Genomic DNA, 14870 nt, shown 5'->3' with positions numbered 1-14870 from the left:
TCAGTCCTGCCAGCCGTCGAAAATATCGCCGGCTTCGTTCTGCACCATCGTCGCGGCTTCCACCTGGCCATAGACCAGTGCGTTGCCGACGACGTCCAGCGTATCCGACTTGGAAACGCCCCATGCCTTGCACAACAGGACGTTTTCGCGAATGCCTTCGGCGGTGCGGCTCATCACATGATAATAGAGCATCGCCGTCGGCCATACCTGCTTGGGCAGGACATAGAGCATGTTTTCGATGCGCGAGCGATGCGTCTTGAGCAGGCGCGGACGATGCTCCGCCATGAAACGGACATAGGGCGGGATTTCGCCGATGGTCCGCAGATACCAGTCGTACAGGCTGGCCTTTTCCTCCGCGGTCAGGTCGACCGTCGAATAATCGATGCCCGATCGGAAGGCGTCGATATCGGGCGCCCAGCCTTTGGGAAAGCGCGCTGCCGGTTCCGGCACTTCGGGGAATTCCAGATCCTGCATCGCCTCGGCAATCGTTTCCATGCCGCGCGGCCCGGCATGGACGAAGGCGATGGCGATCATTTCCATCGCCTGCGCCTTGCTCAGCCCGTCATTCAGGAAGGAATGCATCACATAGCGCGTGCCCTTCACATATCCCATGAGCATGTAGAAGGCGAGCGTGCCGCCGCCCATCACCGCCGGCTCGACGCGCAGAGTGAGGCTGCAATAAAGCCGGTAGCGTTTGAGCACTTCGGGACTCTGGTCGAGCCACCAGTCGAGGCCGCTCATCGGCACGCCGAACTGGCTGCCATAATGCCCCTTGAAAGCAGCGATCTCTTCCGGTGTGATCTCGGTGGGGCGCGACAGGTCGAGCCCGCGATGAAACCAGTTGCCCTTGTCGGGATTGAACCCGCCGCTGATCTTGCGAAGCTCGGCCTCGGCGATTTCCGACATTATTTTCCTTCCAATTGGCTTGCTTGGGGCCCGCTCAGCGCGGCGGCCGCAGCGAAATGGCGCGGTCTTCGGACACCGAAGCGAGAACACGGTCCCCGACCTTCAGCATCGTGCGCAGCTCGTTGACCGACAGGCGCTTGCCGGCGGTCCAGCGGCAATAGGTATCGGCATCGATCGTCAGCTGGCGCGACTGCCCGTTCTGGTCACGCACGACGATACGGTCCTCGTCGAACGTCTCGATGACGCCGATCACGGGCAGGTCGCCGCCGATCGGCGCGACGCGGATGTCCATCGAAAGCCGGAACAGGTTCGACGTATTGGGCAGGCCGCTATGCGGCGTCATCTTGTCGAACATCACCATATCGCCGGGATGATAGACGCTGCGATGCCAGTTGTCGGGCAGCGCGCCGGGCGGAATCCGATATTGCGGCGGATCGTTGCGGTCGTGGAAAAAATCGCCCTTGTGCAGCCCCGGCAGCACCGCCAGCCCGCCTGCGCGCTCGTCGATCTCGATCAGCGGAATCCAGCAGGTGAAGCACTCCATGCCCATGTTGTAGAATGCGTCCTGATGCCGCCCGATAAACGGATCCTCGGGCATCGCCTTGGCCGGCGGCGTGATCCTGTATTCGGTGATTTCCAGCCAGAAGGGCGGCTCGCCGAGCAACCGGGTGAAGAACGCATCGACCGCGGGGTCGCCCACGAACTCCTCCCACACCCGGTCATCGTGCAGCGGCTCGATCTTGACCGGAAAGCCTTCCAGATCCTTGCCGTTCCAGACCGGAAGCTCGCTGCCCTTGTCGACATAACCCCAATCGACCAGCACATCGAGAAAATGCTGCCGCAGCCGCGCCACCGCGCCCTGATCCAGCACGTCGCGAAAGAACAGATAGCCGTCCGCTTCCATCCGGCGCAGCATCGCCTCCGGCTCGCCGACCGTATCATTGGCCACGGCAAGCGGCTTCATCTCGAGCAGATCCCGTGATGCATCCAATGTCATCTTCGCTTCACTCCTCGCCGCGCAGCTGTGTTCACGCTCGCTTCTACACCCCCGCGCCACCGCGTGTGACAGGATATGGCCAACCGGTCCGGAAAATCGCGATATCGAACAATCCGCCCCGGCGGCTGTCTCAGTCGCTCGCGACGATCGTCAGAACCGACTGTCCGCCATCGACCAGCACCCGGAATTCCAGCCCGACGATATCGTCCGGCGCAGCCGCTTCAGGATCGCTCAGATGCGCGCAGAGCCGCACGTCTCCGGCCAGTTCGACCAGCCCGATCGCATAGGGCAGCAAGTCGCCGAACGCCTGCTGAAACCCGCGCCGCGTCACGATTCGCGAAACCAGCCGCCCGCGCCGCGCCACTTCCCGCCATTCGACTTCACAGCCCCCCGCATAGGGGCTGATCGGGCTCGGCGGCCAGAAGGCGCGGTCGCCGACACAGCAAAAGGGCAGCACCAGCCGCCGCTCCTCCGCCGCCTGCCAGAACGGCCGCCACAGGTCGTTGTCGATCGCCGCCACCGATTCGGTCATCGGTCAGTTCGCCTCCAGGATCAGCGCGTCGCCGCCGGCGGTTGCCCACAGCGCCCGTTTCGCACCGCGAACCTGCCGCGCGCCGCATTGCCCGCGCAGCTGCTGTACCAGCTCGCGGATCTGGCCCCAGCCGTTCATCTGTGCCTGCGACAGCTGCCCGCCGCTGGTATTCATCGGTATCGCCCCGTTCAGCCCGATGCGCCCGTCCTGCACGAAATCGAGCGCCTCGCCGGCCCCGCAAAATCCGAAATCCTCGAGCACATAGAGCGGCAGCGGCGCAAAGGAATCATACGCGCCGAGCACGTCGATCGCTTCGGGCGCCACGCCCGCGCTCGCATAGACATGCTGCCCGCGCACCTGCTCGGGCGTGAGCCGCGTCGTCGATTGCTGGCCAAAGCCCAGCCCGACCGGCGCGAAGATGAACGTGTCGCGCCCCGCCCGCAGCCCCTGCGCGCCGGTTATCGCCACTTCCCCCGCCCGGTCGTTGCGCGCCGTCACGATCGCGCACACCGCGCCGTCCCCCACCGGGGAACAATCGAACAGGCGGAGCGGCTCGATCATGTAGGGCGCGGCGAAATAATCCTCACGCGACATCGGCTTGTGCATCACTGCGTCGTCGGTCAGCCGCGCATGCGCGCGCAGCGTCAGCGGGATCGCCGCCAGCAGGTCAGGATCCTTGGCATAGCGCCGGCAATATAAGTCGAACGCCATCGCCGCGCCTGCGATCGGCGACGCCATGCCGATATGCCCCTGCTCGCCATGCGGCCCGCCATTTTCGCGGAATTGCTCGTGAAAGAAGGGATTGTTCGCTTCGCCGATCCGGCCGATGTCGGAATTCTTCATCGCCATGATGCACGCGACCCGCGTCGCCAGCCCGGCATGGATCGCCATCGCCGCTTCGATCAGCACGGTCGCGGCAAAGCGCCCATGCGCCCAGGTCTGGCTGCAGTAACGCGGCGTCAGACCCAGCGTCTCGGCGATCGTATCGTAATCGAGCCCGCGCGGCGAACCGACTTGCGAAATCAGCCCGTCGACCTGCCCGCGTTCCAGACCGGCATCGGCCAGCGCGGTGTCGAGCGCGGTCGCCGCGAATTGCAGCACCGATGCCTGTGGCCGCCGCTCGAATCTGCTGGCGCCGACTCCCGCTATCGCTGTCCTGCCGTCCAGAAACGCCATTGCCTGCCCTAAAGCCCCAGTTCCGCCTGCGCTTCTTCGCGCAGTTTGTGCTTGGCGACCTTGCCGCTGGCAAGGCGCGGCAGTTCCTCCTCGCTGCGGAACAACACATGATGCGGCACTTTGAACGAGGCCGCCCGCTCCTTGACGAAGCCGCGGATATCGTCCGCCGCCAGCTTGCCGACACTGTCGACAAAGGCGACGACCAGCTCGCCGCGCACCGGATCGCCGACGCCGACGACATAGGCGTCGCGTACGTCGGGGTGCCCGGCGATCAGCTGTTCGACCTCGACCGGCGACACGTTGATCCCGCCGGACTTGATCACTTCCTTCAGCCGCGAATGAAAGATGAAGCGGCCGTCGGCATCGAACCGACCCAGATCACCGGTATCGAAGAATCCGTCGGGGCGCAGCGCTTTGGCCGTCTCTTCCGGATTGCCCAGATAGCCCTGCGTCGTATGGCCGCGAATCAGCACCAGACCGACTTCGCCCTGCGGCAGATCGCTGCCCGATTGCGGATCGACGATGCGCATTTCCATGCCGGGCAGCGGCGTGCCGCTGGTTTCGATCTTCGCTTCGATCGGGTCGTCGGGCCAGCCGACCGTGGCGTTGCCATAGCTTTCGGTAAGGCCATAGGCAGGCACGGCCCCCGTGATCCCCATCTCGACGAGCGTCAGCCGCTTATATTCGGCGACGGTCCCGGCATTGCCCTTTTGCAACGATCCGATGCGCGCGCGGGTGAAGTCGGGATGATCCAGCATGGCCCGGGTCATGTTGCCGGTGCCGTAATACACCGTCGCGCCGGTCCTCTCGATCACGTCGATCGATCGCCCCGCCTCGAAATAATCCTGCAGCACCAGCGCGGCGCCATGAGTCATCGTCGCGGGCAGCGCGTTGGTGGCGCCCAGGCCATAGAATAAGGGCGTGCCGCACCACACCCGGTCGTCGGCGCCAATCCCCCGGCGCACGCCCAGTTCATATCCGTTCGCGACCACGCCCGAATTCCGCAGCATCACGCCCTTGGGCTCGGCGGTGCTCCCCGAGGTATAGAGCACGAACATCGTATCATCGCCCTGCGCCTGTGCCGCTGCAGCCGCAAATGCCGCGCCGTCGACTTCCACTGCCCGGCGCAGAAATGCGGACCAGCCGGGCACGCCCGCCGGCACGTCACCGACGAAATAGATGTTTCGCAGCGCCGGGAATGCTTCCGAACGAACCTCGCCGCCCTTCGTCGCGCCGGGTACGATCTTTTCGATCAGCGCCAGATAATCGGCCTTCAGAAAACGGACCGCGCTGATCAGCAACCGGATGTCGCAATGGCGCAGCGTCCAGCGAAGCTCGGTTTCCTTGTACCAGGTATTGAGCGGCACCAGCGTCGCGCCGAGATACGAAGCCGCCAGCGCCATCACCACCCATTCGGGCTGATTGCCCAGCAACACCCCCACGCGGTCGCCCCGGCCGATGCCATGCGCCATCATCGCTTTCGCGGCGGCGATGCTCCGTTCCTGCAATTCGCCGTAACTGATGACGTCGGAGCCATGGAAGATCGCGGGCCGGGATCCCGCCCGGGCCGCGAAATCGTCGAGCACCGTCGCCAGACGGTTGGCGTCAGATTTGTGCATTGCTGTCCTCGATTTCCCAGGCGCGTTCCAGCCCCGACAACGGAGCAATCGCCGCACGCCCGCGCGCGAGCACATCGGCTTCCTGACCGGTCCACCCGGTTTGCGCCAGTTCGCTCCACAGGTCGGTCAGCGCGACGGTCAGCGCCGCGATGCCGTTGAACGGGTAACAGGCCATGGCGAATCCCGCCTCGGCCAGTTCCTGTCGAGTCGGGACCGGCGGATGGACGCCGCCGATCCACAGCAGCGGCACGTCGCCGATCGCAGCGCGCACCGCCGCCGCGTCTTGCGGGCCGAGATCGAGGACCATGACCGCGTCCGCGCCCGCCGCGACATAGGTCCGGCAGCGTTCGGCGGTTTCCGCAATCGAGCCGGTCACGCGCAGCGCGTCGGTACGCGCCACGATCACGGTGTCGGGGTCTCGCCGCGCCGCCGCCGCGGTGCGCAGGCGTGCAGCCATCGCGCCGGCTTCGACCACGCGCCCGCGTCCGCGATGATAACCGGCCGGCTTGGGATAGGGCTGATCGTCGATATGCAGCCCGTCCGCTCCCGCCTGTTCGATTTCGCGCACCGCGATGTCGAGATGCGGCAGCTCGCCGAACCCGGCTCCGGCATCGACCAGCAGCGGCAGATCCGATACCGCCCTGACCCGGCGGACCAGTTCCGCAGTTTCCGTGAGCGTCACGAACGGCTGACCCTTGCCCAGCCCGAGCGCCATGGCATTGCCGCCAAGGTACAACGCCCTGTGCCCGGCCTGTTCGGCGATACGCGCGGTCAGCGCATCATGGATGCCCGGCGCCGAAATCGCCCCGGCTTCGTTCAGAACGCGCTTCAGTCGGTTCACGCCGTCTGCACCGCGAAATCGAAACTGGCCTCCAGCTCGTTTTCGCTGCCCGCCACGGGCTGCGGACTGATCGTCAGGTCCGGGCTCACCGCCCCTTCGACATAATCGCTGTCCAGATACGGATTGTCGGCAATGAAAAGCTGCGTCGTCAGCAGGCAGCGCTCGCCGAGCCAGACCTTGGCGTGGATGTGCGCACAGCGGCGGTTGTGCCGCCCCATCGCGCGGAACAGTTCGCCGATCGGATCATGATCGTGATCCGAATAATCCTTGGGAAGCGTCGTCCGCAGTCGATAGCGCCCGTCGCTGTCGACCGGGACGCGCCCATACAGCGCATGCTCGACCCGGTCATAATGGCCGTCATGGTCGGCCTGCCAGAAATCCAGCACGGCGTCCGGAATCGGCGCGCCCGTCGCCGCGTCGGTGACCCGACCCGAAAGATTGAGCACCGGCACGTCGGCGGGAGGCGTCTGTCCTTCGAACAGGTCGCCGTCGGGATAGGTCTTCGACCCCGAGAAATGGAACGGCCCCTCAAGATTGGGGCGCGTACCGTTGGCGACCCGTGCGGTCGCATCGACGCTGGTCATCGCCAGCGCGACATCCACCAGGCTGCGGCAAAAGCCTGCCTGCCCCAGCCGGTTCAGGAAATCGCCTGCCACGTGCAGCTCGTCCTGCGTGACCTCGAATTCGCGAACGACTTCCTTCATCCGGCTGACGATAGCCGCATAGATCGCCTTCAGGCGCGGATCGCCTTCGACGCCGGGAATCTCTGCCCCAATTCTGGTGGCGGTAATCTGCTGATCGGTCATGGTTTGAGCACAACGCGGCCGGCGGCCGCGCCTCCTTCGACGATTTCATGGGCACGGGCGACTTCCTCCAGCGGGAGGATGGTATCGACCCGCGGCGTGACGATGCCGCGTGCGACAAGGTCGATCGCATCGGCCAGTTGGGCGCGGCTTACGCTGCCGACGCCCAGAATGGCGGCGCGCTTGAAGAAGATGCGCGCCGGGTTGATGGAAACTTCCTCGCCGAAAAGCTGGCCGACGATCGCATAGCGGCCATGCACGGCAAGGCTGTCGAAACAGGCGTTGAAAACGCGACTGCCGACATTGTCGATCACGACATCGACGCCCGCTCCGTCGGTGATGGCCTTCACCTGCCCCGCGAAATTTTCGCCGTCTCCGGCGATAATCACGTCATCCGCGCCGATCTCGCGCAGGAAATCCGCCTTCGCTTCGCTCCGGCTGACGGCGATCACGCGCGCGCCGGCCGCGCGCGCGATCTGGACGCTCGGCACGCCGACGCCCCCGGTCGCGCCCGTCACCAGCACCGTGTCGCCGATCGTGACCCGTGCGGTGTCGCGGACCGCGTTCAGCGCGACGCCCGCACCCGGCCCGACCGAGCACATGGTTTCGAAGGCAAGTCCCTTTGGAAAGGCAACGCAGGCATCCTGCGCCAGCGCGACATATTGAGCATAACCGCCCTTGACCGGACGGCGGCGGCGGCACGTCGTTTCGCGTCCCGACCGGCAGAGCCGGCACCGGCCGCAGCTGATGAATGCCTTGGTACAGATCGTGTCGCCGATCTTCAGATCGACGACATCGGCGCCTGCCTCCACTACCGTACCGCTGATCTCCAGCCCCAGTATCGCGGGGAATTCGGTATCGCGGCGATAGGTGCCGTTGCGTTCGACCACGTCGCGATAGGATACGCCGCACGCGCCGACTTCGATCAGCACCTCGTCGGGACCGGGAACCGGGACCGGGACCGCTTCGATGGTGAAGCTGTCCGGCGGCCCCGGCGCGTGAAGCACGGCCGCCCGCATCGTCCCGTTCATTCGGCCGCCTGCACCTGCTCGAAATAGGGGTTGGGCACATGGCCGAGGCCCAGGCTGTCACGCAGCGTCGTGCCTTCATATTCCGTGCGGAACAGGCCCCGGCGCTGCAATTCGGGAATGACGAGATCGACGACGCGTTCCAGCCCGGCGGGCAGATAGGGCGCGACGAGGTTGAACCCGTCGCACGCCTTGTCGCGATACCATTCCTCCATCACGTCGACGACCTGCGCCGCGCTGCCCTTGATCAGGACATGGCCGCGGGCAGGCAGGATTTTCTGGTAGAGCTCGCGCAGATTGGCGCCGTCGCGCTGCGCGATGTCTGCTACCAGGTTCCGGAAGCTGCGAATCCCGAGGGTTTCCGGAAGTTCAGGGAGAGAGTCTTCTGGCGAGTAGCCGGTCAGGTCGACGCCGCACATCTTGCCGAGCATCTTCATGCCGACATCGTCGGGAATCAGTTCCTGCAACTCGCGATAGCTGGCTTCGGCCTCTTCGGCAGTTTCCCCGACGAAGATGCTCGCGCCCGGGAAGACTTTCAGCGTGTCCGGGTCGCGCCCCTTGGCGCGCGCCGCCGCCTTGACCTTGGCATAGAATTCCTGCGCCGCTTCCTTGGTCTCGGTAACGGTGAAGATCACGTCGGCATGGTTGGCTGCCAGGTCGATCGCGGCGGGCGATGCACCGGCAACGACGATAACCGGATGTCCTTGCGGCGGTCGCGCGCTGTTCAGCGGCCCGCGCACCTTGAAGTTGGCACCCTCATGTTCGATCAGCCGGATTTTCTCGGCATCCAGGAACACGCCTTCCGCCTTGTCGAACGTGAACGTATCGTCTGCCCAGCTGTCCCAAAGGTCTTTAACGACGGACACGAATTCGTCGGCACGCGCATAGCGGTCCGCATGCTCGACATGCTCGTCGCGGCTGAAATTCTGGGAATCATTGGCATTGGACGTCGTGACGACATTCCAGCCCGCACGGCCCTTGCTGACCCAGTCGAGCCCGGCATAGCGGCGCGCAACACTATATGGCTGATCATAGGTAGTCGTTGCGGTAGCAACCAGACCAACGCGCGAGGTATGCGTCGCAAGCGCGGAGAGAAGGCAGATCGGCTCGATCACCGCCGGCCGTACGACAGGATTGCGGCTGAGAAGATCGCGATCCTCGATCCCGTTGACGCCATTGCCATCGGCGAGAAACATCATGTCGAGCTTGCCGCGTTCTACGATTCTGGCGAATTCGACCCAGCGATCGAAATTATAGCCGGCATCCATAACAGCATCGGGATGCCGCCAGCCGCCCGAATGACCGCCCGTCGGTGACATGAACACCGAAAGCTTGAGCATCATATTCTCCCGCATGACCAATTCATCTGCCGGAGACTCGCCCCGGTTCGATCTCTTCTTCAGACGTGGCGGGGGAAACAATCAATGCACCCGAACGCGTCAGCCGGTCATATTCGCTCACCCGATAATCGGGCGACGGCGCCCCGGCGGTCGCGAACGTCGCTGCCGGTTCAGTTCTCGCGGGGAAGGTGGCGCCGGATCGTCGCGAGCCCGGCCAGCGTCATCGACTGCATCAACGCTTCGGCAAGTTTCGCATCGCGCTCGTGACAGGCAAGAACAAGCCGGGCGTGATCCGACAGCGATCTTGCGACATCTTCCGTCGAGATATGCGCGAGTCGGCCCACGCTCATGCGCATCTTATAAGTGCTGAGCAGGGTCCGCAGGCTCGCATTACCGCAATTATCCAGCCAGAAATTATGCAGGCTGCGCCGATCCTTCTGGAACAGCTCGGTATCCTGAAATGCTCTGTCCTCAAGGGTCCGGTGCAGCCGGTCCATTCCCGCGAGCAGCTCCGCGTCGGCATTTCCCACGAAGAGCGCAATCATATAGCCGTTCAGCACGCTGCGGATATGATAGAGTTCCTCGACCTCGCTCATGCTGATCCGGGCGACGCGCGGGCGCCTGCGGGGCGGAATTTCGACCAACCCCTCTTTTTCGAGAAGCATCAGCGCTTCGCGCACCGGCGTACGACTGGTACCGAAACGCGCGGCGAGTTCTACCGAATTGAGGTCAGCACCAGGCTTGAGCGTTCCGTCAGTAATGACACTGGCGATTTCGCCGGCGATCTTGCCGACCAGCGAATCCTGGCGCTCCTTCAGATCGATGCCTCCAACAAGCCCGGTGGCGATATCGTCATTGGTCATGGAGGCGTTCATCCGGTGGTCCCTGCTGTTTCGGGCGCGAACCCGAACTGCCTCCATACCGTCTAGCATGTCACAGCCTCAAGCTCCCGCCGTCCACGATCAGAGACTGGCCGTTCACATAGGCTGCGGAGTCGGAAGCGAGGAATGAAACGGTGCCCGCGACATCCTCCGGCGTACCTGCGCGTCCGGCCGGAACGCCGGGCACGGTCTTGGACAGCTTGGCGGGATCGATCGGCGCCCCTGCTTTCTTGCTCATGCCGCTGATCGTCCGGCTCGTGTGGATGAGGCCCGGCAGGACTGCATTGGCGGTAACGCCATCCGCGCCGAGATCGAGTGCCCAGGTCTGCGCCAGCGCGATCACACCGGCCTTCGATGCCGAATAAGCGGAATTCATTTTCGAGCCGACGCGCCCGGCCACCGATGCCACATTGACGATACGCCCCCAGCGCTGCTCGCGCATCCGGGCGGCAACAGCCTGCCCCATCAGGAAAGTGCCGGTGACGTTGATCGCCATCACCCGTTCGAATTCCACAGGATCGACATCGACGATATCGCCATGGCCCATGCTGAACGGCGCGCCGGCATTGTTGATGAGAATGTCGACGCCACCGAACGCCTGCGCGGCATCTGCCATGATCCGAGCCACGTCTTCGCGGTTACTGATATCCCCCAGCGCCGATGTCGCAGTACCCCCGGCGGTGCGGATTTCCTCGACCAGCGATTCGACGCCGCGCCATTCGGCCTTGGCCAGCCCGTCCGGCTCATGCGTATCGCGCGCGCCGCCTGCCTCGATATCGACGACGACCACGGCATGTCCGTCCCCGGCCAGCCGGCGGGCGATCGCCGCGCCGATTCCGTCCTGCTTCCCGCAACCCGTGACGAGTGCGACTCTGTTTTGTGTGTCCATGTCCCTGCCTGACTTTACCGCTGATCGAAAACCGGTCCTTCTTCGCGCGCATTGCGGCCGGCCGCGACCGCGCGCCAGCCGATCGACCGCCTTTTCGAGTATCCGATTTCATAGGGATATTTGGGTGCCGCGCGTGCCCCGGCGGTGCGGCGCGCCTACCACCCATGCAAATAGTGATGAGGGAATGCGGATGAGCACCAATTTGCAGGATCGCCGGGCGATCAATCACGGGTTCGATCCCGACAATGGCAGCTGGGTCCACCGCGGCCTCGACCTTTCCCAACCCACCTCGATCACGGACGAGGAAATCGCTGCGTTCAAGGCGCATTACGCCAGCCAGTTCGGCCATTCGCTGGACGGCCTCAACTGGTGGATCGACCAGAGTCCGGAAGTGCTCAAACGATACCGGCTCTATTGCAGCCTGACGCTGCGTGTCGAACCCGCGCAGACAGGGAACGGCACGCTGACCTTCTACGCGCTGATGGGGCACGTAACGGGGGTGCGCTATATCCTGCACAGCTGGAAGACGCGCGGCGTCAGCAAGGCGCAGGCGCTGGAGATGCTGGCGATCGCCTTTGTCCATGCCGGACCGCGCGGCATGGAAACGGTCGCCGAGGCCGCCAGGGGAATCGAATTCGACGCGACGCCGGCCGAGCCCTGCAGGTTCCCGGAAGGCTGGTCGCCCGATATCGACGCCTTCCGTTCGGGCATCGATTATTCGACGGTCGACCTGACGGCGGCGGAAAAGGCCAGCCTGTACGACTGGTATCTGCGGACCATCGGCGAGATCCCGCCCTATGTCCGTTTCATGGCCGAGCATCGCCCGCGCCTGCTCAAGACGCATCGCTCGCGCATCGAGAACATGCTCTATGTCCTGCCCAAGCAGTTCTGGCCGACGACCATGCTCTATTATCATGTGATGAGCCGCACCGCCGAAGGCATTCGCGAGAATGTGTTGCTGTGCAAGGCATGGGGCGTGACCAAAGCGGACACGCTCGACACGATCGGCAACGCACTGGTCTATGGCCAGATGGAAGCCGCGACGATGGTGCAGAACGAAGCCGGCGACGTCTTCGATGGCTGGCAGGATCAGTAGGACCCAGGGCTGAAATCGGGACCGCGCGGCGCCAGCCGCAGCGCGGTCCTCCCCCCAATTATTCGCGGATCGGCAACCGGCAGTCGAACACCCCTTCGGCGATGCGGTTGAGCAGGATTTCGATCGTTCCGCCGGCGATCATCCAGCCGCGCGTGCGCCGGAAGCAATATTCGACCAGCGATTCCTCGCTATACCCGGTGCCACCCATGATCTGCATCGCCTCGTTCGCCATGTCGAACCCGGCGCGGTTGCACGCGACTTTGGCGATCGCGGTATCCTGTGGCGAGGGGAAGCCCTTGTCCGCCGCAATCGCCGCCCGATAGAGCAGAAGCTGCGCCGCCTCCGCCTTGATCTTCATTTCGGCGAACTTCCACTGGAGCCCCTGAAAATTGACCAGCGGCTGTCCGAACTGGCGCCGGTTCAGCGCATGTTCGCGCGCCTGTTCGAACGCATAGCGCCCCAATGCGAGCGCGCGCGAGCTGTTGCCGAGCCGTTCGACATTGAAGCCCGATATCTGTTTCTTGAAGCCGCCGGGACCAAGGACAACGTCCTCGGGAGCGACATAGACATTGTCGAAATAGATCGAATTCCAGTCTTCACCCGACAGGAAACGCGAAGGCTTTCCGAAGGTAAGGCCTTCCGAACCGCGACGGATCAGCACCGAACCGATGCCGCCGACACCGGGGCCAAAGCGCACATAGACGAGAAACACCGTCGCATGCAGGCCGTGCGTGGTGAAAATCTTCTCACCGCTGATCCGCCAGCCGTCGCCATCGGGCGTCGCCGTCGTGGTCAGCGCCGTAACGGCGGACCCCGCCCCCGGTTCCGTCATCGCGACCGCGATCAGTTCCTCGGCGCGCAACAACGGCCGCAGCACACGTTCCTTCTGCTCGTCGCTGCCGAATTGCGACAGCACGCGGATCGCGCCGAAATTACCGGCCTGAACCACGTCGGCGCTGCGCGGGCACGCCATCGCCACTTCCTGGATCGCGATCACCGCATCCATCAGCGTGCCACCGACACCGCCATCCTGTTCAGACGCAGTGATGCCGATCAGCCCCGCATCGACCATCTTGCGCGCGACATCCCAGGGATAATCGTCGCTGTGCGCGCGATCGAGCGCCTTGTCCTTTAGCTCGCGATCGGCGAATGCGGCGACGGCATCGCGGAATATCGACTGTTCTTCGGTGAGATTGAAATCCATTTGATCAGCTCTTTGTCCGTTCGAGAATCATTGCGATTCCCTGACCCAGTCCAATGCACATCGTGACCAGCGCATAGCGCTCGCCGCTGCGGGCAAGTTGCCGCGCGGCGGTCAGCGCGATGCGCGTACCCGACATGCCGAGCGGATGACCGATGGCGATCGCGCCGCCATTGGGATTCACCCGGGAATCGTCGAAAGCGATGCCCATCAATTTCATGCAGCCCAGCGCCTGGCTGGCGAAGGCTTCGTTGAGTTCGATGACGCCCATGTCCGACAGATCGAGGCCGGCGCGTTCGAGCGCCTTGCGACTGGCGGATACCGGCCCCAGCCCCATCAGGCGCGGTTCGACCCCCGCCACGGCGCTCGACACGATACGCGCTGACGGCGCGGCTCCCGCCGCTTCGCCTGCCTCGCGCGTGCCGACGATCACCGCTGCGGCGCCATCGTTGACGCCTGAGGCATTGCCTGCCGTCACGACACCGCCCTCGAACAGCGGCCTCAGCCTGGCGAGCCCTTCCAGATTGGATTCCGGGCGCGGATGTTCGTCGCTGTCGATAATGGTTTCGGCGCCCTTGCGCCCCTTGATGATAACCGGCGTGATCTCCCCGGAGAAATAGTCATTGGCCAGCGCGCGCGCATATTTTTCCTGAGACGCCTGTGCGAAGCGATCGGCGTCTTCGCGCGAAATGCCGATCTCTGCCGCGACATTGTCGCCGGTCTGCGGCATGCTGTCGCGACCGAAATGCTTGTGCACCAGCGGGTTGGGGAAGCGCTCGCCAAGCGCTTCATACACGCGCGGCACGCGCGCAAAGGCGGTTTCCGACTTGGCCATGACGAACGGTGCGCGCGACATGCTTTCGACACCGCCAGCGAGGAAAAGGTCGCCCTGCCCCACCGCCGCCGCCCGCGCGACATCGGCGATGGCCGCCAGCCCGCTGCCGCAAAGCCGGTTGATGGTCTGCGCCGCCACTTCGACCGGCAACCCGGCGACCAGCGATGCGTGGCGCGCGACGTTGCGTGCATCCTCGCCCGCCTGGCTGGTGCAGCCCATCACCACGTCCTCGATGCGGTCGGGCGCGAACGGCGTCTTTTCGATCAGCGCCGCGATGCAACCGGCGAGCAGATCGTCGGCACGCACGCGCGAAAGCGCGCCCGCGTAGCGACCGACCGGCGTGCGCAGCCCGTCATAGAGAAATGCCTCGCGCATCAACCCGCAGCCCGCACGAATACGGCGCCATCCTCGACGCGCACGTCGTACGCTGCGACATCTTCATAGGCCGGGCCGCCCTCGATCACCTTGCCGGTGCGGATTTCGAAGCATGACTGGTGCAGCGGGCATTCGATGCGATCACCCTCAAGCCAGCCTTCCGACAGGCGCACATCCTCATGCGGACAAATATCGCCGATCGCGAAGATCGTGCCTTCATAGCGATAGAGGGCGATCGCGTTTTCTCCATATTCCGAAGCGAAAGGCTCGCCCTCGACCACGTCGCTCTCCGCGGCGACACGGACCCATTCCACACTCATCATATTCTCCGGCAATTGCAGGCGCGGCCCG

The 14870-nt window shown here is 64.4% G+C and carries 15 protein-coding genes; 1 reads left to right on the top strand and 14 read right to left on the bottom strand.

Features of this window, described 5'->3' with window-relative positions; all coding sequences use genetic code 11:
• The 11 genes from DKB74_RS18750 to DKB74_RS00560 form a co-directional block, all read right to left on the bottom strand.
• Entirely contained in the window at positions 1-906 is a 906-nt protein-coding gene (locus tag DKB74_RS18750; protein ID WP_161956756.1) for a hypothetical protein, read from the bottom strand.
• A 34-nt stretch (positions 907-940) separates the two neighbouring features.
• Positions 941-1903 (bottom strand): phytanoyl-CoA dioxygenase family protein, encoded by a 963-nt coding sequence (locus tag DKB74_RS00605; RefSeq protein ID WP_109806195.1) that lies wholly within the window; start codon positions 1901-1903, stop codon positions 941-943.
• Between the two features lie 130 nt (positions 1904-2033).
• Entirely contained in the window at positions 2034-2435 is a 402-nt protein-coding gene (locus DKB74_RS00600; RefSeq protein ID WP_109806194.1) for a Zn-ribbon domain-containing OB-fold protein, read from the bottom strand.
• 3 nt (positions 2436-2438) lie between these two features.
• Positions 2439-3611 carry a thiolase family protein gene (locus DKB74_RS00595; RefSeq protein WP_109806193.1) on the bottom strand — a complete coding sequence of 391 codons (1173 nt, stop codon included), beginning with the start codon at positions 3609-3611 and terminating at the stop codon, positions 2439-2441.
• Positions 3612-3619: 8 nt separating this feature from the next.
• A complete protein-coding gene (locus DKB74_RS00590; RefSeq protein WP_161956755.1) occupies positions 3620-5230 on the bottom strand; it encodes a class I adenylate-forming enzyme family protein in 1611 nt (536 codons plus the stop codon).
• Positions 5217-6071, bottom strand: coding sequence for an isocitrate lyase/PEP mutase family protein (locus DKB74_RS00585; protein ID WP_109806191.1), 855 nt, complete (start codon positions 6069-6071; stop codon positions 5217-5219). Before DKB74_RS00585 ends, DKB74_RS00590 begins: the two co-directional genes overlap by 14 nt.
• The gene (locus tag DKB74_RS00580) at positions 6068-6877 is read right to left on the bottom strand and encodes a dioxygenase family protein (protein WP_109806190.1); all 810 of its coding nucleotides are present in this window, start codon (positions 6875-6877) and stop codon (positions 6068-6070) included. Before DKB74_RS00580 ends, DKB74_RS00585 begins: the two co-directional genes overlap by 4 nt.
• Positions 6874-7905, bottom strand: a complete 1032-nt coding sequence (locus DKB74_RS00575) for a quinone oxidoreductase family protein (RefSeq protein WP_109806189.1) — start codon at positions 7903-7905, stop codon at positions 6874-6876. The genes DKB74_RS00580 and DKB74_RS00575 overlap by 4 nt, the downstream gene beginning before the upstream one ends.
• Positions 7902-9257: an LLM class flavin-dependent oxidoreductase gene (locus tag DKB74_RS00570; RefSeq protein WP_205007827.1), complete on the bottom strand. Its 1356-nt coding sequence runs from the start codon at positions 9255-9257 to the stop codon at positions 7902-7904. The genes DKB74_RS00575 and DKB74_RS00570 overlap by 4 nt, the downstream gene beginning before the upstream one ends.
• 155 nt (positions 9258-9412) lie before the next feature.
• Complete coding sequence (locus DKB74_RS00565; protein ID WP_161956754.1) at positions 9413-10117, bottom strand: GntR family transcriptional regulator; 705 nt, start codon at positions 10115-10117, stop codon at positions 9413-9415.
• 58 nt (positions 10118-10175) lie between these two features.
• Positions 10176-11012 carry an SDR family NAD(P)-dependent oxidoreductase gene (locus tag DKB74_RS00560; protein WP_109806187.1) on the bottom strand — a complete coding sequence of 279 codons (837 nt, stop codon included), beginning with the start codon at positions 11010-11012 and terminating at the stop codon, positions 10176-10178.
• 190 nt (positions 11013-11202) lie between these two features.
• On the opposite strand from DKB74_RS00560, the gene DKB74_RS00555 reads away from it, so the two are divergent.
• Positions 11203-12108 (top strand): hypothetical protein, encoded by a 906-nt coding sequence (locus tag DKB74_RS00555; protein ID WP_109806186.1) that lies wholly within the window; start codon positions 11203-11205, stop codon positions 12106-12108.
• Positions 12109-12166: 58 nt separating this feature from the next.
• Here the strand turns inward: DKB74_RS00555 and DKB74_RS00550 are convergent, their stop codons facing one another.
• Genes DKB74_RS00550 through DKB74_RS00540 form a run of 3 tightly spaced genes read right to left on the bottom strand, consistent with a single transcriptional unit; the run spans position 12167 to position 14839 of the window.
• Entirely contained in the window at positions 12167-13312 is a 1146-nt protein-coding gene (locus DKB74_RS00550) for an acyl-CoA dehydrogenase family protein (protein WP_109806185.1), read from the bottom strand.
• A gap of 4 nt (positions 13313-13316) precedes the next feature.
• On the bottom strand, positions 13317-14519 hold the full coding sequence (locus tag DKB74_RS00545) for an acetyl-CoA C-acyltransferase (RefSeq protein WP_109806184.1): 1203 nt from the start codon (positions 14517-14519) through the stop codon (positions 13317-13319).
• Complete coding sequence (locus tag DKB74_RS00540) at positions 14519-14839, bottom strand: non-heme iron oxygenase ferredoxin subunit (protein ID WP_205007826.1); 321 nt, start codon at positions 14837-14839, stop codon at positions 14519-14521. The genes DKB74_RS00545 and DKB74_RS00540 overlap by 1 nt, the downstream gene beginning before the upstream one ends.
• Positions 14840-14870 lie beyond the last annotated feature (31 nt).

Source organism: Stakelama portus (assembly GCF_003171655.1).
Classification (GTDB): domain Bacteria; phylum Pseudomonadota; class Alphaproteobacteria; order Sphingomonadales; family Sphingomonadaceae; genus Sphingomonas; species Sphingomonas portus.
The sequence above is the reverse complement of the archived record's forward strand: the minus strand, read 5'-3'. Positions and strand labels throughout refer to the sequence as shown.